At 67.8% G+C, this 19,972-nt stretch carries 20 protein-coding genes; 8 read left to right on the top strand and 12 right to left on the bottom strand.

Annotation, left to right across the window (positions count from 1 at the left end):
• Nucleotides 1-61: 61 nt before the first annotated feature.
• The 4 genes from IPV08_RS10540 to IPV08_RS10555 all read right to left on the bottom strand — a co-directional run bounded on the left by IPV08_RS10540 (nt 62) and on the right by IPV08_RS10555 (nt 5,260).
• Nucleotides 62-1,294 carry an FAD-dependent monooxygenase gene (locus IPV08_RS10540; RefSeq protein WP_207411835.1) on the bottom strand — a complete coding sequence of 411 codons (1,233 nt, stop codon included), beginning with the start codon at nt 1,292-1,294 and terminating at the stop codon, nt 62-64.
• A 130-nt stretch (nt 1,295-1,424) separates the two neighbouring features.
• On the bottom strand, nt 1,425-3,932 hold the full coding sequence (locus IPV08_RS10545) for a PAS domain-containing protein (protein ID WP_207411836.1): 2,508 nt from the start codon (nt 3,930-3,932) through the stop codon (nt 1,425-1,427).
• Entirely contained in the window at nt 3,932-4,123 is a 192-nt protein-coding gene (locus IPV08_RS10550; protein ID WP_056433188.1) for a type II toxin-antitoxin system ParD family antitoxin, read from the bottom strand. Before IPV08_RS10550 ends, IPV08_RS10545 begins: the two co-directional genes overlap by 1 nt.
• A gap of 258 nt (nt 4,124-4,381) precedes the next feature.
• The gene (locus tag IPV08_RS10555) at nt 4,382-5,260 is read right to left on the bottom strand and encodes an SDR family oxidoreductase (RefSeq protein WP_207411837.1); all 879 of its coding nucleotides are present in this window, start codon (nt 5,258-5,260) and stop codon (nt 4,382-4,384) included.
• Nucleotides 5,261-5,467: 207 nt separating this feature from the next.
• On the opposite strand from IPV08_RS10555, the gene IPV08_RS10560 reads away from it, so the two are divergent.
• Complete coding sequence (locus IPV08_RS10560) at nt 5,468-6,385, top strand: LysR family transcriptional regulator (protein WP_207411838.1); 918 nt, start codon at nt 5,468-5,470, stop codon at nt 6,383-6,385.
• Between the two features lie 223 nt (nt 6,386-6,608).
• Here IPV08_RS10560 and IPV08_RS10565 read toward each other — a convergent pair whose 3' ends face one another.
• A complete protein-coding gene (locus IPV08_RS10565) occupies nt 6,609-7,511 on the bottom strand; it encodes a LysR family transcriptional regulator (protein WP_207411839.1) in 903 nt (300 codons plus the stop codon).
• Nucleotides 7,512-7,701: 190 nt separating this feature from the next.
• Between IPV08_RS10565 and dctA the strand changes: the two genes are divergently transcribed.
• The 7 genes from dctA to IPV08_RS10600 all read left to right on the top strand — a co-directional run bounded on the left by dctA (nt 7,702) and on the right by IPV08_RS10600 (nt 15,732).
• Nucleotides 7,702-9,033, top strand: coding sequence for a C4-dicarboxylate transporter DctA (dctA, locus tag IPV08_RS10570; protein WP_056433200.1), 1,332 nt, complete (start codon nt 7,702-7,704; stop codon nt 9,031-9,033).
• 74 nt (nt 9,034-9,107) lie between these two features.
• Nucleotides 9,108-10,271 (top strand): mandelate racemase/muconate lactonizing enzyme family protein, encoded by a 1,164-nt coding sequence (locus IPV08_RS10575; RefSeq protein WP_056433205.1) that lies wholly within the window; start codon nt 9,108-9,110, stop codon nt 10,269-10,271.
• A gap of 114 nt (nt 10,272-10,385) precedes the next feature.
• Nucleotides 10,386-10,661, top strand: a complete 276-nt coding sequence (locus tag IPV08_RS10580) for a hypothetical protein (protein WP_207411840.1) — start codon at nt 10,386-10,388, stop codon at nt 10,659-10,661.
• A complete protein-coding gene (locus IPV08_RS10585) occupies nt 10,658-11,632 on the top strand; it encodes a 2-hydroxyacid dehydrogenase (RefSeq protein ID WP_207411841.1) in 975 nt (324 codons plus the stop codon). Before IPV08_RS10580 ends, IPV08_RS10585 begins: the two co-directional genes overlap by 4 nt.
• 31 nt (nt 11,633-11,663) lie before the next feature.
• Complete coding sequence (locus IPV08_RS10590; protein WP_207411842.1) at nt 11,664-12,737, top strand: tartrate dehydrogenase; 1,074 nt, start codon at nt 11,664-11,666, stop codon at nt 12,735-12,737.
• Between the two features lie 695 nt (nt 12,738-13,432).
• Complete coding sequence (locus tag IPV08_RS10595; protein WP_244528720.1) at nt 13,433-14,974, top strand: integrase family protein; 1,542 nt, start codon at nt 13,433-13,435, stop codon at nt 14,972-14,974.
• 179 nt (nt 14,975-15,153) lie between these two features.
• The gene (locus IPV08_RS10600; protein WP_091972142.1) at nt 15,154-15,732 is read left to right on the top strand and encodes a metallophosphoesterase; all 579 of its coding nucleotides are present in this window, start codon (nt 15,154-15,156) and stop codon (nt 15,730-15,732) included.
• A 39-nt stretch (nt 15,733-15,771) separates the two neighbouring features.
• Here the strand turns inward: IPV08_RS10600 and IPV08_RS10605 are convergent, their stop codons facing one another.
• The 7 genes from IPV08_RS10605 to IPV08_RS10635 form a co-directional block, all read right to left on the bottom strand.
• Nucleotides 15,772-16,437: a hypothetical protein gene (locus IPV08_RS10605; RefSeq protein WP_091972144.1), complete on the bottom strand. Its 666-nt coding sequence runs from the start codon at nt 16,435-16,437 to the stop codon at nt 15,772-15,774.
• 50 nt (nt 16,438-16,487) lie between these two features.
• Nucleotides 16,488-16,895, bottom strand: a complete 408-nt coding sequence (locus tag IPV08_RS10610) for a hypothetical protein (protein WP_207411843.1) — start codon at nt 16,893-16,895, stop codon at nt 16,488-16,490.
• Between the two features lie 88 nt (nt 16,896-16,983).
• A complete protein-coding gene (locus tag IPV08_RS10615) occupies nt 16,984-17,277 on the bottom strand; it encodes a hypothetical protein (protein ID WP_244528721.1) in 294 nt (97 codons plus the stop codon).
• A complete protein-coding gene (locus IPV08_RS10620; protein ID WP_091972148.1) occupies nt 17,277-17,603 on the bottom strand; it encodes a hypothetical protein in 327 nt (108 codons plus the stop codon). The genes IPV08_RS10615 and IPV08_RS10620 overlap by 1 nt, the downstream gene beginning before the upstream one ends.
• 93 nt (nt 17,604-17,696) lie before the next feature.
• A complete protein-coding gene (locus IPV08_RS10625) occupies nt 17,697-18,593 on the bottom strand; it encodes a hypothetical protein (RefSeq protein WP_091972149.1) in 897 nt (298 codons plus the stop codon).
• Nucleotides 18,594-18,698: 105 nt separating this feature from the next.
• Nucleotides 18,699-19,418, bottom strand: coding sequence for a hypothetical protein (locus tag IPV08_RS10630; RefSeq protein WP_091972151.1), 720 nt, complete (start codon nt 19,416-19,418; stop codon nt 18,699-18,701).
• Nucleotides 19,419-19,429: 11 nt separating this feature from the next.
• On the bottom strand, nt 19,430-19,972 hold the full coding sequence (locus tag IPV08_RS10635; protein WP_091972153.1) for a hypothetical protein: 543 nt from the start codon (nt 19,970-19,972) through the stop codon (nt 19,430-19,432).

Raw genomic sequence — 19,972 nt, forward strand, 5'->3', positions numbered from 1 at the left:
GGTCCGGCGTCCGTCGCTCTGCTGACTCTGTCGGGTCCAGGCGCTTTCGTCGCGCAAGCGATCAGGCTGTCCGAAGCGTGGAGGATGGCCCCTCGTCAGCCGTGGGCGGAGGGTCGTAACGCGACATGTCGGGTGCCTTCGGCGCATTCGAGAACAGTTTTCCCGCGATACGCCGTGTGATGGGCATGCTGGCGAAGCGCAACGCACCGTGGAGGAGACGGATGCCGAGGCGACTTTTCGGGTTCGCCAATTTCGGGGCGATCTTCGGGACGCCCTGGCCCTGCTCGACCATCGGTCGCATCGCCCTCTCGTAGGCATCGAAGCCCGAGCGAATATCGGCGGTCCGAGAGATCTCGTGGGCTAGCACGAAGGCGCCGGTGATGGCGAGGGTGGTGCCGATGCCCGCGAGCGGCGTGGCGCACCAGGCCGCATCACCCACCAACGCGACGCAGCCCTTCGACCAGCGCGGCATCCGGACCTGGCGAAGGACGTCGAAGTAGAAATCCTCCGTCGTGTCCAGGCCGGCGAGGACACGTCCGGTCTGCCAGCCGGCACCGGCGAAGCGCTCCTGCAGGAACGCCTTCTGCTGGTCGCTGTCCCAGCTTTGCTCGTTCCCCGGCGGCTGCCGGAGGGACAGCATCGCCCGCGTGGTGCCGTTGCGATCAGGTCGAAGCGAGACGCTCCGGCCACCGGTCGCGTTGTACCAGCGCCAGAGCCGGTCGTCGTCGGCGACGCGCGGGATGGTGAAATAGGCGATGACGAGATCCATCCAGCGCGGATCGTTCTCGCCGGGGAAGACGAGCTCGCGCGTCGCCGAACCGACACCCTCGGCGATGACGACGGCATCGTAGCGCTTGGTGCGACCGTTCGCGAAGGTGACGGTCGCCGCCTCCCCGTCCTGGTCGATCCTGTCGATGCTGTCACCGAAGCGAAACCGTGCCGTGTCGCGCCCGGCCTCGTAGAGGAGGCGGGCGAGGTCCCCGCGCAGGATCTCCATCTCGGCCGTTGGTCCGTCGCCGCCGTCCCTGTCCACGAGGAATTGAGCGGCGATCCGGCCCTCGCCATCGACCCAAGCGGTTCCGGTTTCGCCCGTTCCGCGTTCGAGGGCGATCTGTTCCAGCCCCATCCGGCGCAGCACGTCACGGCCGACGCCGCGCACGTCGATGTTCTGGCCGCCGTCCCGGAAGGTGGGTGCCCGTTCGACCACGGTGACCTCGTTTCCGAGATGGGCAAGCCACCATGCGAGGGTACAGCCGGCCACGCTGGCTCCGGTAACGAGGATGCGATGAGCCATGAAATGTCCGGAGCGTGGTGACGATGCGGGGCTGGATCTAGGTTCCGAGCACGGAATCACCAACGGACGATCGATGTCAGGGGGCAAGCTTCTTAAGTTTGCCGGGTGGACTTCGCGAATGCCGCTTCGATCAGCCGACGAGCGCGTTCATCCGCTTCGTCGTCAATTGCCTTAGGATGCGCCCGAGCTGTTCGGCCGAGTACGGCTTGTGCAGAAGCTCGAAACCCTCCGTTCCATCCTGCGCCAGGACGTGGCTGTAGCCTGAGGCGAGCAGTATCGGCAGGCTCGGCAGCTGCGCGCGCAATCGCTTGGCCAGGGCGATGCCGCCCATGCCCGGCATCACTACGTCCGAGAACACGGCGTCGAATCCATTGCCCTCGCTCCCCAACAGCTCCAGGGCTGCCTCGGCATTGACGGCCCAGGTGGTGCGGTAGCCGAGGTCTTCGAGGATCTGCGTGGCGAAGCGGCCCACCTCGATATTGTCCTCGACCACCAGGACGCGCTGGCCCGCACCCATCGGGGAGCCCGGGGCCGGCTGCGGTATCTCGCGGTCCGCGCCGTTCTGCTCGATCACGATCTCGGGCAGGTAGAGCGTGAACGTCGTGCCGTGCCCGAGCCTGGTCGACACGTCGACATCGCCGCCCGACTGCTTGGCGAAACCGAACACCTGGCTGAGGCCGAGGCCGGTTCCCTTCCCCACCTCCTTCGTGGTGAAGAACGGCTCGAAGATGCGGCCCAACTGCTCAGGCGCGATTCCGGTGCCCGTATCGGTGAGGGAGATCGCCGCGAAGGCTCCAAGGGCGACCGCATGCCCCCGGATCGGCGGCAGCTTTCCGCGGCGCACCAGAGTCAGGGTCAGGGTCCCCTCCCCGTCCATCGCATCGCGGGCATTCACCGCCATGTTGACGAGGGCTGTCTCGAACTGGCTCAGGTCCGCCTTCACGAAGCAGGGCTCGTCGGGCGTTTCCACCGTCAGGCGGATGCGAGCCCCCGTCACGGTGTCGATCATCTCCGAGACGGCGCGCAGGCACTCGCCGACCTCGAACACTTCGGGCTTGAGGGCCTGGCGGCGGGCGAAGGCGAGGAGCTGCCCGGTCAGCTTCGCGGCGCGGTCGACCGTATCGGACACGGCATCGAGGTAGCGCCGCTTGCGCTCGTCGGGCAGCTCCGGCCGGCGCAGGAAATCGACGGAGGAGCGGATGATGGTGAGAAGGTTGTTGAAATCGTGCGCCACGCCCCCAGTCAGCTGCCCGACGGCCTCCATTTTCTGCGATTGGCGCAACGCTTCCTGCGTGTCGGCGAGTGCGGTCTCGGCGCGTAGCCGCTCCGAGATATCCTTGGCGTAGTGGAACGCCCCGACGATGTGTCCCACCTCGTCGCGCAAGGGCGAGTAGGACACCTCCCAATAGGGCTTCGCCAGGTCGGGGTCGCCGAATTCCTCGGTGACGGTGAATGTCTCGCCCCGGAGCGCGCGCTCCATCAACCCGCGCATGACCGGGGCTTGGTCCGGCGGGAACAGGTCGGGGAACACCTCGCCGACCTGCACGCGGTGGGCGAAGATGCGGAAGAACTCGTCGCTATGGGCCTGATTGAAGGCGATGAGCCGGTACGCGGTGTCGAAGGCGCAGATGGGCGCGGCGCTCGATTGGAGGATGTCGCGCGACAGACGAAGCTCCGCCGTCCGCTCCGCGACCTGCCGCTCCAGGTCGTCGTTCAGGGCTTGCAGGGCCTCCGCCCCGGCTTGCCGCGCGGTCTCGGCCCGGTAGCGCTCGGTGATGTCGCGGGAAATGCCGACGAGCTTGAGGGCACCGCCCTCGTCAGGCTGGAAGGGCGCGAAGCTCACCTCCCACCAGCGGAGGTCGCCATCGGCCGTCTGGGCCTGCCCCTCGATGCGTGAGACCTCTCCGGCGGCCGCCCGCCGGACGGCATCGCGCAGCTTGGCGCGCTCGCCTTCCGGCCAGAGCCCGGCATATTCCTGCCCCACCACGTCCTGAAGCGATCCGATCTGGTTCAGTTCGAGCCCCCGCGCGCTCATGAATTCCAGCGTGCCGTCGGCGGAGAGCACCTTCACGCAATCCGGGCTCGCCCTGAGGATGCCTCTGACGAAGGCGTCGCTGCGCCGGAGCGCCTCCCGGTCGGCGAGGCGCCTATGCGCGTCGAGATAGAAGCCGATGAGGTCGGCGAACATCCTGAACATGCCGACGGTCTCCGGCGTGTTCAGTCGGGCCGGACGAGGGTCGATGGCGCAGAGCGTGCCGAAGAAGCTGCCGTCCGGCAGGGTGATGGGCATCGAGATGTAGCTCTGGAAGCCGTACATCTCCGGGGTCGGATGCGCCTGGTACGCCGGGTCCTCGGACACGTGGTCGATGACCACGCCCGTCCCGGACGAGCGGATCGCGTCGCAGATCGTGGTGGCGACCGGCAGCTCGCCGCCCGGCGCCAGACCGAAGGCGATGTCGTCCTTGACGCTACAGGCGACCCAGCGGTCGTCCGTTACCCTGGCGATGGCGGCGAAGCCCATGCCCGTCGTCCGACAGACCACGTTCAGGATCGTCGGAACCGCGGCGATGCCCTCGACCGCAATGATATCCGCCTGGAAGTCGTGCGGGGCGGACGGAGCGGCAATCGAGGCGGTCATCATCTGTCCGCCGCTTTGGCGGAGCTATGGCCGCGGGAGCGAGGCACCGCGTGGTCACGCTCGATCAAAAGGCGAAGACCGGCGCGGACGACTTCGCTGGCATTTGCATAATGCCCACTCGCGACCTGACCCTTGATGTAGCTCTCCAGCTCATGGGTCAGGGCGATGTTGCGGGTCGGCGTGCTCGACATGACCGAACGGTGTCACAGGGACATGAAGCTGTCAAAAGTTAGCAACTGTACCGGTCGCGGGGGCAGCGGCAGCGGTTCAATCAGCTCTGATCCCGCAGGCATCCGGGAGCGTGCCGAACCGGCCGTTCGGCCACATCCGGGGCATCCCGATCCGTTCAGCGCAGGGGCTGGAAGGCCTCCACGAGGCAACGTCCCCTCCATCGAGCGAAACCGAACCCGTCAAAAAGCGGCGGGTGGCATGTCCCGCCGCCTCATGTTTCAGATGACGTGTGCCATGCCCATGGCCCGAAGCATGTCGTTCTGGATCGGAGCCACCGCCTCATTGATGCGCGCGACGCCGAAATCCACGCCCTCGGGCATGACCACCGTGCGCAGGGGACGCCGCTCCGTTGCCTCGACCAGCCCGGCGATCGCATCGGCGACGAGTTGCGGGCGCGGAGGATGGGCGGGGTCGTACGACTTGTCGGCGTTGTCCTTGATCTGGCCCGGGATCGACGCCACTGCGCCATAGGCGGTCAGTACGTCCGTATCGGATGGCTCGGGGCTGGACGAGATCAGGTTGCTGGGGAACGGGCCCGGCTCCACGATGACCGAATCGATCCCGAAGCCGCTCAGCTCGTAACGATAGGTCTCCGCCAGGGCTTCGAGCGCGAACTTGGTCGCCGCATAGACACCGAAGAACGGTATGACGAAGCGTCCCATCAGCGACGTGACCTGCACGATCAGTCCGCTGCCGGCGGCGCGCATATGCGGCAGGACGGCACGGTCGGCGCGGACCGCCCCAAAGACATTGACCGCGAACAGCCGTTCGACATCGGCGATCGTGTAGGCTTCCGTCACCCCAATGGGCATCAGGCCGGCATTGTTGACCAGAACGTCGATCCTGCCGTGCTGCGCGATGACCCGAGCGATGGCGGCCTCGACCGAGTCGTCGCTGACCACATCCATTTCGAGGACCTGCAGGGGATTCCCCTCCGCCTTCGCGGCCTCGATCAGTTCGTTCCGGACCGCGCTGTTCCGGCCCACGACATCCCGCATGGTCGCGATGACGCTGTGACCGCGCCTCGCCAGTTCCAGGGCCGTGAGTTTTCCAAAGCCACTGCTCGCGCCGGTGACCACAACGACTTTCGCGCTCATCCTCAGTTCTTCCTTTTCCATCCGGGGCGCGCCTACGGGACTCGGCCTCTGCCGCCCTTTGGGCGGGGCCGCTCCTGTCGGGGCCTCGCCGTCCGTCCGCCCTTCCTCTAGCGTAGATTTTTCTGCGGCTTCAGATCTGAGTATTCGCTTCTTTGTTGCCTGTGGCGCTACAATCGACGGATCAGGATCGGCAGGATCGGGCGACCGATGCGGGACAAGTTCGACGGCGTGCAGATCTTCGTGGAGGCGGTAGAGGCTGGCGGGTTCGCGCGGGCGGCGGACCGGCTGTCCCTGTCCCGGTCCGCCGTCGGCAAGGCCGTGGCCCGGCTCGAGGAGCGGCTCGGCGTGCGCCTGTTTCAGCGGACCACGCGCACCCAGAGCCTGACGGAAGCCGGGCAGCAATTCTACGAACATTGCCTGCGCGCCGTCGCGGAATTGCGGACCGGCGAGGCGCTCCTCGAATCGGGCCGCCAGGAGGTGGCGGGGCGATTGCGGATCTCGATGCCGGTTCTCCTCGGCCGGCGCTGCGCGGCGCCGATCCTGCTCGACTACGCCAAGGCGCATCCGAAGCTGGAACTCGACCTGAATTTCAGCGACCGGGTCATCGACCTGATCGCCGACGGCTTCGACCTCGGGCTGCGCTTCGGCGCGCTCGGCAACAACAGCTCTCTGCGTGCCCGGCGGCTGGTGACGGAACGTATGGTGCTCTGCGCCTCCCCGTCCTACCTCGATGCGCGCGGGCGCCCGGAGGAGCTCGCGGATCTCGCCGGGCACGACGCACTCGCCTATGCGCGCGGCGACCGCGGCTATGCTTGGCGCCTGCCGGATGCCAACGGCGTCCTCGTCCCGGTTTCCCCACATTCCAGGCTGCGGTTCGACGACGTCGAAGTCATCCTGAGCGCCGCCAAGGCGGGGCTCGGCCTCTGCTGGCTCCAACACTGGCTGATCCGCGACAGCCTGCAAAAGGGTGAACTCGTCCAGCTCTGGGCGGAGCGGCCCTACGCGACCATGGATTGCTACGCCGTCTGGCCCGCGGCACGGTATCTGCCGTTGCGGTCACGCCTCGCCATCGATGCGCTCGCCAGCCGGATGCCGAGTGACGGTGTCGTCAAGCACCCTGGGTAGGATCGCGGAGCCCCCTGGGAGATGAGCGGGAGTCGGCCGTTCAGGGGGCGGCCCGATTCGGTTCATAGGCTATCGACCTGTCTTGCCGATTCATCACCGAGGAGCGGGCAGATCCCAACCTTGCCATAGACGGCGATTGACTGACTTCCCGAAAGCGGATGTCCACCGGCCCAAGACTGGCCGTGCTCCACGGGGATGCGGCTGTGATCGACGCACCCACGAGCTATGAGGTTTGCGCTCCGGTGAGATAGTCCCAAAGCTCGTCGGCGGCGTGATTGCGGCACTCGAGCGAGCGGAACAGTCTGATCTCGATGGGCACGTCGAACTGTTCGTGCCCCGCGCGGACGAGGCGACCGCGCGTCTGATCGTCGGCCGCGACCGTTTGTGGGAGCCAGGCGACGCCGTGCCCCTCGCGCGCCATGGTCGTCAGCGTCGCGGCGAGATGCGAGGTGAAGCGGGTGTCGAGGTGGAACGAATCCCCGTTGCGGCAGCTCGCCAGGATGCGCCCGAGGCCCGAGGCCTGGCTGTAGGCCAGGTAGGGAACCAGCTCGGCGGACGATCCCGGCAGCGACCACAGACCAGCGCCGTCTCCCGAGGGCGCGCAAAGCGGGATGAGACGATCGTCGCCGACCCGCACGCTCTCGAACCGGTCGGGCTCGAACCGCGTCGGGGCGTTCCTGTGGAAGTGGCAGAGCAGGAAGTGTACCTCGCCCGACAGCATGATCTGCTCGCAGGCTTCCATGCTGTCCGAAATGAGATTGAGCGTGCCCAGCGTCCGGGATCGCATGACCCGGCGGACCCAACTCGGAAAGAACGTGAACGATAGGGCGTGGGTCGCGGCGATGGAGAGCGTCGCCGTATCCTGAGCGCCCACCGCCCGCGTCTCGCGGCGGGCCCGCTCCAGGCTGTGCAGCAGAGCCTGGGCTGCCGGGAGGAAGGTGACGCCGGCCGGGGTCAGCGCCGCCCCTTGCGCGCCCCGTGCGAAGAGCGGCGTCCCGACCCAATCCTCGAGAGCCCGGATGCGCCGGCTGAAGGCCGGCTGCGTCACGCTCCGGGCCTCCGCCGCCCGCGAGAACGTCTTCTGCTCCGCCAGTGCGAGGAAGTCCTTCAGCCAGTCCAGATCCATCGATCAGCCCAGATCCATCGGTCGGACCATGTCCATCCGTCCGTCCAGCCCGATGCCGTTCGCGCATAGCCCGAACCGAACATGGCATTGGCCGGACGAGGGTGTCCAGGCGTACCCACAGCATCAAGCCCCACAAGAGGGATCACTAATCAAGCTGCCCGTTAAGTGGCAGATCAGGAGGAAACAGATCATGAAGTCATGGCTAAGCCGACTCTATGTTCAAGTCTTCATAGCAATCGTCATCGGCGGGTTCGTCGGGTATTTCCTGCCGGACGTCGCCGTCACGCTGCAGCCCCTGGCGGACGGCTTCATCAAGCTGATCAAGATGCTGCTCGCGCCGGTCATCTTCGGTACCATCGTGGTCGGCATCGCCAAGATGGGTAACATGAAGGAGGTCGGCCGCATCGGTGTGCGCGCGCTGATCTACTTCGAGGTCGTCTCGACGCTGGCCCTCGTCATCGGCCTCGTGGTGGTCAACGTGATGCAGCCGGGCGTCGGCATGAACATCGACGCCACGCATATCGACGGCAGCGCCATCGCCTCCTACGCCAAGCGGGCGGAAGCGCAGCCCGGCATCGTCGGCTTCCTGATGGACATCATCCCCTCGACGATGGTGGATGCCTTCGCCAAGGGCGCCATGCTGCAGATCATCCTGATCTCGCTGCTCTTCGGCCTCGCCCTGGTTCAGGCGGGCGAACGCGGCAAGCCGGTGGTCGTCGTCATCGACAGCCTGCTGGACGCGCTGTTCCGCATCGTCGCCATGGTGATGCGCTTGGCCCCCATCGGTGCGGGTGCCGGCGTCGCCTTCACCATCGGCAAGTACGGGTTCGGCACCGTCTGGTCCCTCGCCTACCTGATGCTCGGTGTCTACGCCACGTCGATCCTGTTCGTCGTGCTGGTGCTCGGCTCCGTCTGCGCCTGGACCGGGTTCTCGCTCTTCAAGGTCCTCGGCTTCTTCAAGGACGAGATCCTCATCACCTTCGGGACCTGCTCCACCGAGGCCGTGATGCCCCGGATGATGGCCAAGCTGGAGCGGGTGGGCTGCGAGAAGTCGGTGGTCGGCCTCGTTCTGCCGACGGGCTACACCTTCAACGCCGACGGCACCTGCATCTACCTGACCATGGCGGCGATCTTCGTCGCCCAGGCCACCAACACGCCGCTGGGCATCGGCGACCAGCTCGTCGTCCTGGGCGTGCTGCTCCTGACCTCGAAAGGGTCGGCGGGTGTCGCCGGGGCCGGGTTCGTCACCCTCGCCGCCACCCTGTCGAGCATCCACACCGTCCCGGTCGCCGGCCTCGTCCTTCTGCTCGGCGTCGATCGCTTCATGAACGAGGCGCGGGCGGTCACGAACCTCATCGGCAACGCGGTCGCCACCATCGCGGTCGCCAAGTGGGAAGGCGCCTTCGACCTCGCCAAGGCGGAGGAGGCCTACCGCAACCGGGCCGCCGTCTCATCCGAGGACGTCGTTCCCGACACGGAAGCCGGGCATGCCCTGCCCCGCCCCGTGGCGGCCGCCCACTAGACCTTCCGGCTGCTTTCGTCCGCTTCCATCCCTTCCCCCCGCGCGAATCCCTTCGCATCTCAAGGAGAGCCACCATGCGTATCGTCGACGTCTGCGAGATCACCAAGCCGATCTCCTCGCCCATCCGCAACGCCTATATCGACTTCTCGAAGATGACCGCCAGCCTCGTGGCCGTGGTCACGGACGTGGAGCGCGACGGCCGCCGGGTGGTGGGCTACGGCTTCAATTCCAACGGCCGCTACGGCCAGGGCGGCCTGATCCGCGAGCGCTTCAAGAACCGCATCCTCGAGGCCGAGCCCGCGAGCGTGCTCAACGAGGCCGGTGACAATCTCGACCCGCACAAGCTCTGGGCGGCGATGATGACCAACGAGAAGCCCGGCGGCCACGGCGAGCGCTCGGTGGCGGTGGGCACCCTCGACATGGCGATCTGGGACGCCACCGCCAAGATCGCCGGCAAGCCGCTGTTCCGGATGCTCGCCGAGCAGAAGGGCGTCGAGGCCAATCCGCGCGTCTTCGTCTACGCGGCCGGCGGCTATTACTATCCCGGCAAGGACGACACCCAGCTGCGTGCCGAGATGCGCGGCTACCTCGACCGTGGCTACAACGTCGTGAAGATGAAGATCGGCGGCGTGCCGATCGAGGAGGACCAGCGCCGCATCGAGGCCGTGCTGAAGGAGATCGGCTCGCAGGCGCAGCTCGCCGTCGACGTGAACGGCCGCTTCAATCTCGAACAGGGCATCGCCTACGCCAAGATGCTGCGCCAGTACCCGCTGTTCTGGTACGAGGAGATCGGCGATCCCCTCGATTACGCCCTGCAGGCCGCGATCTCCGAGTTCTATCCCGGCCCGATGGCGACCGGCGAGAACCTGTTCTCGCACCAGGATGCCCGCAACCTCCTGCGCTACGGCGGCATGCGGCCCGACCGCGACTACCTGCAGTTCGACTGCGCCCTCTCCTACGGACTCGTCGAGTATCTCCGCACCCTCGACGTGCTGGAGCAGTTCGGCTGGTCGCCCAAGCGCTGCATCCCGCATGGCGGTCACCAGATGTCGCTCAACATCGCGGCCGGCCTCGGGCTGGGCGGCAACGAGAGCTACCCGGACCTGTTCCAGCCCTATGGCGGCTTCCCGGACGGGGTGAAGGTCGAGGACGGCCACATCGTCATGCCGGAGCTTCCCGGCATCGGCTTCGAGGGCAAGTCGGACCTGATCAAGGTCATGCGCGAACTCGCCGAGTAAGCGGCGACCGATCCGTGCGGGGCGCGATCCGGCCCCGCACGGCCTCCACCGCCGTCGCCCGGCTCCGGGCGGCGGCCGTCTTCCGGGAACCGACGTGCCGAGGAAATCCGTACGATGCGACCGCTCAGTGATGAGGAGCGAGCCGTTCTGTCCGCTTTGACCGAAGATTTCGTCAGCGCCACGGTGGTCAAGGTCAGGTCCGGCCTTCCGCGCGGCCAGAGGAACGAGACAGTCCTCGCGGCCTGTATGGGATTGGCGCAACGCGGTCTTGCCGAGCGGGCCGGCTCCGGGTTGCGGTCCACCCTCCGCTGGCGGAAAGCACAAGGTGGCTTCGCCCCGGAGCGGGAGCGCCACCTCCACGCAACACGCAACTGCGAAGAGGCCCCATGACAGCGCATGCGAAGGCGGAGATCCTGCTGCTGAAGGCGATCCTTCCCGATACGATCCGAGCCCTCGACGAGCGCTTCGTCCTCCACCGCCTCGATCGGGCCACGGACCGGGACGCGTTCCTGGCGGAGGTCGGCCCGGCCATTCGCGGCGTGGTGGTGGGAGGACAGGCGCCGGCGGGAGCCGATCTCTTCGCGCGCCTCCCCGCCCTGGAGATCGTCGCCAATTTCGGTGTCGGCTACGACACGATCGACGTCGCGGCCGCCAAGGACCGGGGCGCCGTCGTCACCAACACTCCGGACGTGCTCACCGAGGAGGTCGCCGACCTCGCCCTCGGCCTGCTCCTCGCCACCGTCCGCCGCCTCCCACAGGCCGACCGCTATCTCCGCGCGGGCGCCTGGCCGAAAGCCCCGTTTCCGCTCTCGCCCTCCCTGCGCGGGCGCCGCATCGGCATCCTCGGCCTCGGGCGGATCGGGCACGCCATCGCCACGCGCCTCGACGGATTCGGCTGCGCCATCGCCTATCACGGCCGCCGCCGGCAACCCGAGGTGGCCTATGACTACCACCCGAGCGCGGTCGAGCTGGCGCGGGCCTGCGACGTCCTCGTGGTCGTGGCGCCCGGCGGCGTAGCCGGACCCCTCGTCACCGCGGAGGTGCTGGGCGCACTCGGCCCCGACGGTATCCTCATCAACGTGGCCCGCGGCAGCCTCGTCGACGAGGACGCCCTGATCGCGGCCCTGCAGCAGGGCGCGATCCACTCGGCCGGCCTCGACGTGTTCGCGAACGAACCCCGGGTTCCCGACGCCCTCATTGCCTTGGACAACGTCGTCCTGCTGCCGCATGTGGGTTCGGCCACCCATCACACCCGCCGCGCCATGGGCAACCTCCTCGTGGACAACCTCGTTTCCTGGTTCGAGGGTCGGGGGCCGGTGACCCCCGTCGCCGAGACGCCCTGGCCGCCGAGCGCCGCCTGATCCCCAAACCCATCCGCGGAGCGCCATTCCCATGACATCACGCCACTATCGCATCGCCGTCATTCCGGGCGACGGGATCGGCAAGGAGGTCGTGCCGGAGGGCGTGCGCGTCCTCGAGAAGGCGGCCAAGCGCCACGGCTTCAGCCTCGAGTTCGATTGGTTCGACTTCGCCAGCTGCGATTATTACGAGCGGCACAACCGGATGATGCCGGAGGACTGGAAGGCGCAGATCGGCGGCCACGACGCGATCTTCTTCGGGGCCGTGGGCATGCCGGACAGGGTGCCCGATCACGTCTCGCTCTGGGGCTCGCTGATCCTGTTCCGGCGGGAATTCGACCAATACGCCAACCTGCGCCCCGTGCGCCTGATGCCGGGGGTGAAGAGCCCGCTCGCCGACCGCAAGCCCGGCGACATCGATTTCTGGGTGGTCCGCGAGAACACGGAGGGCGAATACTCGAATGCGGGCGGGCGCATGTTCGCCGGCACGGACCGCGAATTCGCCCTGCAGGAGACGATCATGACGCGCCACGGCGTCGACCGCATCCTGAAATTCGCCTTCGAGCTGGCCCAGAGCCGCCCGAAGAAGCACTTGACCTCGGCCACCAAGTCCAACGGCATCTCGATCACGATGCCCTATTGGGACGAGCGGGTGAAGGAGATGGCCAAGGCCTACCCGGACGTGGCCTGGGACCAGTACCATATCGACATTCTGACGGCCCATTTCGTGCTGAACCCGGACCGGTTCGACGTGGTCGTCGCCTCGAACCTGTTCGGCGACATCCTTTCCGACCTCGGACCCGCCTGCACCGGCACGATCGGCATCGCGCCCTCCGGCAACATCAACCCGGAGCGGCTCTTCCCCTCGGTGTTCGAACCGGTTCACGGGTCGGCCCCCGACATCGCCGGCCAGGGCATCGCCAACCCGATCGGCCAGATCTGGTCGGGCTCGATGATGCTGGAACATCTCGGCGAGCCCGAGGCCGCCCGGGAGATCGTCACAGGTATCGAGCGCGTCCTCTCCGAGCGGACCCTGCGCACCCGCGATCTCGGCGGCAACGCCGATACCGAAGCCTGCGGCAGGGCGGTGGAAGAAGCCCTCGGATAAGGGCATCCGGCTGGAACGCCAGGACGCGGCCACCGACGCCGAAGGCCGCATACTCGATGAGACCGGCGTCGGACCTTCCGGCGCCGGTGCTTTCGTCGTCCGTTCCCGGCAAACAGCCGGTTGAAGTCCACCTGTGACTTCCATTCGGGGGACGACCGAGCGTCCGGTTCCCGCGATCAAGATCAATCTACACTAAGGTCGACCTAGCCCTCCGTACCGAACGAGGTCGTGGCCTCCCGATTGCGCCGATGAGTGGCGAGTGGGGACGAAGCGCCATGGGATCATCGCTGAGGAGCATCGCGAGCGAGACTGAGGATACCAGGCAGGGGCCACGCAAAAACCGCCCATCGATGCCGTCAGGTGGACACCACGTCCCGATTGTTCGCGCTGTCCGGCAGATCCCTCTCAGAGAACCAAAAAGCCCCGGACCAGGGGTCCAGGGCTCAAAGGCTAGGTCGATCTAACGACTAGGAATGATTGGTAGCGAGGGAGAGATTTGAACTCCCGACACAAGGATTATGATTTCTATTGTTCCATCCCCGCAGCCCGAGTTTGAGCCCGGAATGATCCCGGGTGGGATCACCGAAATGCCAGCAAGTCCAGGGGATTGCGTTAACGACAGGGCAACGCACGCCGTCGTAGAGGGGCATGGAGATCCCGGGCTGCGCAGCCCGAGACCAGCCCGAGTTGCTCCGATGGCCGTCCGCCTGTCCAAGACCCACGTCGAGAAGGCCCTCAAGGATGTGCGCGATGGCGCGCGGGCGTACGATCTCATCGACAGCCAGCAGCCCGGCCTCCTCCTCCGCGTCGGACCGCGCGGCGCGCGTTGGGGCTACAAGGTGATCCGGCAGGGCACGACGTACCGGCTCACGCTCGGATCCCCGCCCGGCCTCACCCTCGATGAAGCCCGGAGCATCGTGGCTGAGGCGCAGAAGCACGTCGCCAACCGGACCGAGATCCCGGACGACGCCTTCCTTGAGCGCGAGTTCATCCGCCTTGGCAAGGTCGCACCCGCCAAGCCCGCCCCTCCCCGCGACGAGCGGCTCGTCGAGGCGTCCATGCAGTACGGCGCAGACATCCCCTATTGGACCTGGGAAGCCGCCCGAACGGAGTACCTCGCCGAGGTGGAGCGGACCCTCCGCGAGGCGACGTGGAAGGACTACTCCGCCAAGCTCCACGCGCCCGAGCTCGCGTGCCTCGCCGGCGTCAAGGTGCGCCGCGTGTCGCTGGAGGATCTCGCGGGCGTCGTCTACGACGTCCACCGCTCCGGCCGGGAGACGCACGCCGTCAACCTGGCGTCGGCCCTTCGGCCCATGTGGCGGTGGATGTGGCAGGCGCATGTCAGGATCCGGAGCGGCCTCGGCATCGAGGGCGTCGGAACCGACATGGCGAAGCTGGCGGCGCCGCCGAAGTCCAAGTCCCGAAAGATGAGGGCCAACGGGAAGATCGCCGGGCGCTACGTCGCGACCCCAGTCGAGATCGGCACGGTCCTCGCCGTCGCCCGCGCCGGCGTCATCGACCCGACCGTGTCGCTCGCCCTTGAGCTCCTCGTCCTGACGGCACAGCGCCGGCGCCCGATCGTGGATGCGCGCGTCGAGGACTTCGTGCCGTGGGCGGAGGAGCCCGGCTGGGGCGTCTGGAGTATGGGCCCCGCCCATCGCAAGACCGCCGACAGCCGGGACGACCAGAGCCGCCATGCCCTGCCGCTCCCCCCTGCCCTTTGGCAGCGGATCGTCCCGCAACTGCAAGCATGCGCGGCGGCCGGGAGGGAGCACCTGTTCCCGCAGATCCGTCCGTGGAAGCTCGGCGACGTCGTTGCCGGGCACATGAACGAAGCGGCCCTCAACCACCGGCTTCTCGACATGGGCCTGCGCGCTTCCCCGCACGACATCCGGCGCGGGTTCTCGACGCACAGCCAGAAGACGCTGCGCCTGCCCCGCGACGCCGTGAAGCTCATCATGGATCACAACGAGGGCATCGCGGCCGACGATGTCCTCGAAGGGCACTACACGATCGACGACCGCCTCGACCTCAAGCAACCCGTGATGTCACGCTGGCTCGCCTGGTGCGAGGATCAGGCAGCGACGGCGGCGGCCGGGTTCCCTCCCCTGCCCGAGCTCGCGGCCGAGATCGCCGCCCGGCGCCGCGCTCGCGAGAGGGACGGCAAGGCGAAGACCGCCGCGAAAAAGGCGGCCGAGGCCAAGGCGGCCGAGGAAGTCAAACCGTTGGCAGCATAGCCCAGGGATAACCTGCTCGAACCCCGGGGATCCACTTGCCGGGACCGCCTAGATCGTCGAGTCTGCCTTCATGAACACCGCCCTCCTCTGCCTAGCGAAACGCTTGCCGGCCTGAAGCCAGCCACCCCGTCCGGGCCGCCCGGACGCCTGCGTTCCTATGCCGAGAGGGGGATCTCCCCATGACGACGTATTTCACTTCGGACACGCACTTCGGGCATGCCGGCATGCTCAGCCCCCGCATGGGGCGGCCCCGTCCATTCTCCTCCCGCGAGGAGCACGACGAACATCTCGTGGCTGCCTGGAACAACCGCGTGCGCCCGACCGACCGCGTCTTCCATGTCGGCGATTTCGCCTACGGCTGCTCGATGAAGCACGCCGAGGGGATCTTCTCGCGCCTCGCAGGGCACCGCACTCTCATCCGGGGCAATCATGAGGCGCGGGGCGAGCGCCTCCCGTGGGAGGGCGGGATCCATGACGTCATGGCGCTCACGGTGCAGGACAGAGGCATGCCCAAGGGCGTGGACGTCTGGCTCTCGCATTACGCGCATCTCACATGGAGGGACATCCACAGGGGCCGCATCCATCTCTTCGGGCACTCGCACGGCTCGATCCCCCCGACGGCGAGGGCATGCGATGTCGGCGTGGACAGCTGGGACTTTCGCCCGGTGACGATCCCCGAGATCGTGGAGCTCCTCGCCGACGTGGCCGCCCGAGGGGCCGGGGACGCCGCGTCCGCCTCGATGGCGCAGGCAGCGTGAAGGGCGGCGGCCTCCTCAGATCTGAGGAGGCCCTTGGGGTTACGCCGTCTTGTACAGATACGGGATCCGCTCCCAGCACCGAGCTCCCTCGTTCCAGTTAAAGTCAGTCCCGGCGACGCCGCTGTGATGCCACCGATAGCCCCTGGCGCCCTCGGGCCCGGTGATCTCAACGCGCCCTATCTCGTCGTCGAAGAGGCGCACGTCGGCGATGATCCTTCCGGGCGATCGATGCACGGCGAGGGTAGCCTTTTGAAAGTGAGGGACCCCACGCGGGACGACGTCGTAGAGGGCCTCCTTGACCTCCACCTGATCGGCGAGCTCAGGCTCCTGCATGACGACGCCCTGATCCAGCGGGGGGAGCTCTCGGTCCCGGCGCGCCTTCTCCGCGGCCTCCGCGACCTCAACGTCGGCCGCCTCCTCGCGCTGGCGCTTGAGCTCCCGGCGCCTGACCGTGAGCGCTGACTGGCCGGGAAGCGCATCCCCGAAATGCGACCTCAGGAGATCGCCTGGGGACATCCCGAAAGGGGCCGGGGCCTCCGGCTCGAGCGGGGCGTCCAGCGCGTCGAGGATGTCCCGGAAAAGATCGGGCAGCGGCTCCGCGCGGGGCCTACTCCGGCCCAGGGTCGGGATGCGGCGCGGGGTCTCAAAGGGGGCCGCGAGGGCTTCGGCGATCCATTCCCTGTGGGCGTCGGTGACAATGGACATCGGGCTCACTCCTGGATGGGGCTAGCTACGGGGGATCGGAGCGGCTCTGCCTAGAGCCAGGAGAGGGCTTCAGCGTCCCCCTCGGGGAGCGGACGCGCACGCCGGCGCGGGGCGGGATACGTCCCCACGATCACATCCCCCAGCTGGCTAAGAGCCCATGTCTCGTCGGAGCCGTGGACGGCGATGACCTGGGTGGCCGTCACGACGAGGCACCGGTCCATGAACTCAAGGGGCATGCGCTCAGGCGAGGCGGATACGAGGCGGCCGTGCATAAGGTGGTCTTTCAGCCGCAGCACGAGCGCGAACGGATCCGCCTCGCCGAGCCGGCGGACGCGCCAACCGGCGACGAGAGCGGCCCGTAGCGTGTCTCCCGCCGGTCGGAGGACAGCCTCACGGCCGCGCTTCGTGAGCGGGGCCAGCTGCCAGATCGGGCTCGTCAGGAGCTCCAGACTGTCCACGAATTTCTCAGTTTCGACGCGGAGACCGGGGTCGTACGTGCCCCCCCTCTCAGGGTGGAACGGCGGGAACCGGGGCGTGATGGGGCGCTCAACCCAGGGCATCGCGTTCCTCTTTCATAAGGCGTGCTGAGAGGGCGAGGGCCTGCTCGGACTGATGCACGAGCAGTTCGGCACGGTGGATCAGCATGTCGGCCAGGACCCCCGGTACCCAGTCAGGCACGGGCCGCTCGCCGCTCGCCCAGCGGAATGCGAGGCGGGGATCCAGGCTGTCCCTCGGGCCAGCCGGGTGATGCGGTCCGAGGAGCTTCGCGAGAGGTCTTTTCCACTCGGGCCCGAGGAGGAGGCGCGCGGCCTCCGCCAGAACGACCTTGTCCATGGCCATCACACGATCGCGAGCAGGCGCTTGAGGCCTTGCTGGATCTCGCCGGCGCCATTCTTGACGCCCTGGCGGTAGCCCGTCTCCCACACGTCGATGAGCAGGCGGGCCGTCTCCGGCTTCAGCCCGCGGGGGAGCGTCATGTACGGGCGGCGGCTGTCGCGGTGGCCGTAGACGTCGAGGCCGTCTTGTCCGGGTACGACGTAGCGCTCGTCACCGAGATCTCCGATCGCCTCGATCGCAGCCTCATCGGCGCTGCCCTGGACGAGCTCGTCGAGGATCGTCTCGATGACCTCGCGGCGGACATCCTCGGGCGGGGTATGCATGTTCATGGGGCTGGGTTCCTTTGCGGATGGGCGGCCTCGGCCTGCCCGGACTTCAGATGAGGACGGGGGGCGGGGGTCGGACCCGGCGAGGGGCGGCCGTCAGCGATAGAGGGCGCCCCGATGCGTCTCGATCCAGAATTTCGAGGCCCGCTCCGTCCTGAGCGCGGGCAGATCCGGCTGCCGGGCCATCACGGCGTTCCGGATCGAAATTGCGTAGGCGACTTGCTTCGCCGTTCCAGTGAGCTTCGGCAGGCCCGCGACCCGGGGCTGCCCCTCCTTTCTCAGGCGCTCAGCCTCCTCGGCGTTTTTCTCCGTCAGGGCCTCGCGGGCAATGCGACGCTCCTCAGCCTGAGCCTGCTCGCGCTCCATCCGGACGAGCTCGTCCTGACGCCGGCGTTCGGCCGCCGCGTCGTGCTCCTCGGCCTGGAGGGGCCACACCCGGCGACGCTCGACCTCAAACTCGTCGCGATCGAGTTCGGTCAAGGTGCCCTTGAAAGTGGAGACGTAGAAGCCGCTGCTGCGCGAGGAATTCAGGGCGACGTTCGAGAGCGCGTAGAGGCGGTCGGCCTGCAGGTGCCACTCGACCGAACCCGAGCGCTTGGAGCCGGAGCGGTGGTCCTCGGCGAAGCGCACCCGGTTGCTTTTGGCGTACCCAAGAGAGACTTCGACATTGCCGGGGCCGTTCGCGCCGCCGCCCGTGACTTGCCCGTAGAACCTGATCCGGTCGCCGATCCTTGTGACCAGGCCGCGGCCGAGATGGAGCTCGACAGTTGCGGGCTCGGCGGCGGGCGCCTCGGCCGCACAGGCCTGCTGCTGCTGGACCGGCTGCGGGACCATCTCGACGGCGGCCGGGGCATCGGCCCCCTTCGCCAGCGCCCAAGCCTTCCGCATGGCGGCGATGAACTGGTGCACGGGCTTGCCGACGAGATTGGCGATCCACTTGGCCTGGGACCAGGCAGCGCAGAGGATGGCGCCGCGGTTGTAAGATTTCGTCATGATCGAGGTTTCCCTTCGTGAATGAGCCGGCATGGCCAGCTCATGTCCATCAATCTATGGACAACGTTAGCGAAGTCAAGCTCGGGGCGGGGGGCGGCTGGAAATTCAGCCGGCCTGTCGGTGCGGGGTGTAGGTATTGGTGTGTGGGATCGTGTCCCGCACGTGGGACAGCGCCCTGTCCCTCAGGGCGACCGCCTCGCGGTAGAGAGGGTGCCGCTCGGACCCAGGCCCGAGCCGGACGGCGAGGCTCGTGTACGCTCGTAGGGCGATCGAGCCGCGGTTCTGCCAGACGCGCAGAGCCTCGGCGTCCGTCGCAGGCTCCCGGCCGTCGAGGAGATGCGGCCCGTCGAGCACGGCGAGGAACCGCCGCGCGTCGATGATCTCCGGCGTCAGGACGTCGACCTCCACCTGCGGAAGTCCTGCGCCGAGGCGTTGATCAGGTGCCCCGGGGACAGCCGAGGCCTCGGGCCGCCCGGCCACACCGGATCCCCCCGCAGCGGCGCGAAAGCCGGCGGTGGAGGCGACTCCCTCGGTGCCCTTGTTCGCCTCGGAGCGAAGCTTCTTCAGCAGGGCGATCGCCACGGGCCCGCCCTCCGCGACGCCGCCATGGCCGATAGCGTAGGCGCGCACACGCTCGACTGGCATCCTCGTGTGCTCGGCGTAGGCCTCTCCGGGGCGATGGGGCGCGCGGTACCGGGAGAGGCCGCAGGAGAGGGAGACGGCGTCGTCGTGGAGCGCGGAGACGACAATCGTTCCGGTCGCGCGTTCCCGGACGAAGAAGACAACGCCGTCGCGGCAGGCGATGCGGTGGGGGTCGATGGGCATGGGCTCGCTCCTTAGAAGGGGATGTGCGCGGACGGGTCGTCACACGCCGTGCAGCGGATCCGGCGCTCGTCCGTCCACCGGCACTCGCCGTGACAGGCGTCGTGCTCGCTGCACCCGCAGCCGGTGCAGATCGGCCCAAGGCTCGCTGGGATCCTCCACGACGGCCCCTGGAGCGCGGCGTAGAGGATGTCGGGCATCTCGTCGGACAAAGCATCCAGGGATGCACGGCCGTGCGCAGCACAGGCGCGGGCGGCACTCTCTGCAGTCCTCCCGGCGGCCGCGGAGACGAATGCGCCAGTGATCACGCCAAGGGCGAGTTCGCCGATCCGGTCCCGATCTTCGTCCGGCAGAGCGCGCCAAATCGAGGCCAGGTCGAGGCGCTGCGCCGAGATCACCGGTGCCGTAACCGACGGCACCGGAAGGCCCCCCTCTCGCAGGATGGCGAGGTCATGGCTGTAGGCGACGTCCTCCGGCTCCTCGTGCGGGTCCGTGCAGCACGCATACTGCTCGGCCGCACTCATCGCGAAATGCGCCTCGTCGAATACCCGGCCCAT

Origin of the sequence: Methylobacterium sp. SD274, from assembly GCF_017355285.1 — a bacterium.
In the GTDB taxonomy this organism is placed as follows: Bacteria; Pseudomonadota; Alphaproteobacteria; order Rhizobiales; family Beijerinckiaceae; genus Methylobacterium.

Excerpts from the sequence above, each read along its gene's own strand:
- IPV08_RS10540 (WP_207411835.1), bottom strand. The coding sequence starts at position 1,294 with ATGGCTCATCGCATCCTCGTTACCGGAGCCAGCGTGGCCGGCTGTACC.
- IPV08_RS10545 (WP_207411836.1), bottom strand. The coding sequence starts at position 3,932 with ATGACCGCCTCGATTGCCGCTCCGTCCGCCCCGCACGACTTCCAGGCG.
- IPV08_RS10550 (WP_056433188.1), bottom strand. The coding sequence starts at position 4,123 with ATGTCGAGCACGCCGACCCGCAACATCGCCCTGACCCATGAGCTGGAG.
- IPV08_RS10555 (WP_207411837.1), bottom strand. The coding sequence starts at position 5,260 with ATGAGCGCGAAAGTCGTTGTGGTCACCGGCGCGAGCAGTGGCTTTGGA.
- IPV08_RS10560 (WP_207411838.1), top strand. The coding sequence starts at position 5,468 with ATGCGGGACAAGTTCGACGGCGTGCAGATCTTCGTGGAGGCGGTAGAG.
- IPV08_RS10565 (WP_207411839.1), bottom strand. The coding sequence starts at position 7,511 with ATGGATCTGGACTGGCTGAAGGACTTCCTCGCACTGGCGGAGCAGAAG.
- dctA (WP_056433200.1), top strand. The coding sequence starts at position 7,702 with ATGAAGTCATGGCTAAGCCGACTCTATGTTCAAGTCTTCATAGCAATC.
- IPV08_RS10575 (WP_056433205.1), top strand. The coding sequence starts at position 9,108 with ATGCGTATCGTCGACGTCTGCGAGATCACCAAGCCGATCTCCTCGCCC.
- IPV08_RS10580 (WP_207411840.1), top strand. The coding sequence starts at position 10,386 with ATGCGACCGCTCAGTGATGAGGAGCGAGCCGTTCTGTCCGCTTTGACC.
- IPV08_RS10585 (WP_207411841.1), top strand. The coding sequence starts at position 10,658 with ATGACAGCGCATGCGAAGGCGGAGATCCTGCTGCTGAAGGCGATCCTT.
- IPV08_RS10590 (WP_207411842.1), top strand. The coding sequence starts at position 11,664 with ATGACATCACGCCACTATCGCATCGCCGTCATTCCGGGCGACGGGATC.
- IPV08_RS10595 (WP_244528720.1), top strand. The coding sequence starts at position 13,433 with ATGGCCGTCCGCCTGTCCAAGACCCACGTCGAGAAGGCCCTCAAGGAT.
- IPV08_RS10600 (WP_091972142.1), top strand. The coding sequence starts at position 15,154 with ATGACGACGTATTTCACTTCGGACACGCACTTCGGGCATGCCGGCATG.
- IPV08_RS10605 (WP_091972144.1), bottom strand. The coding sequence starts at position 16,437 with ATGTCCATTGTCACCGACGCCCACAGGGAATGGATCGCCGAAGCCCTC.
- IPV08_RS10615 (WP_244528721.1), bottom strand. The coding sequence starts at position 17,277 with ATGGCCATGGACAAGGTCGTTCTGGCGGAGGCCGCGCGCCTCCTCCTC.
- IPV08_RS10620 (WP_091972148.1), bottom strand. The coding sequence starts at position 17,603 with ATGAACATGCATACCCCGCCCGAGGATGTCCGCCGCGAGGTCATCGAG.
- IPV08_RS10625 (WP_091972149.1), bottom strand. The coding sequence starts at position 18,593 with ATGACGAAATCTTACAACCGCGGCGCCATCCTCTGCGCTGCCTGGTCC.
- IPV08_RS10630 (WP_091972151.1), bottom strand. The coding sequence starts at position 19,418 with ATGCCCATCGACCCCCACCGCATCGCCTGCCGCGACGGCGTTGTCTTC.
- IPV08_RS10635 (WP_091972153.1), bottom strand. The coding sequence starts at position 19,972 with ATGGGCCGGGTATTCGACGAGGCGCATTTCGCGATGAGTGCGGCCGAG.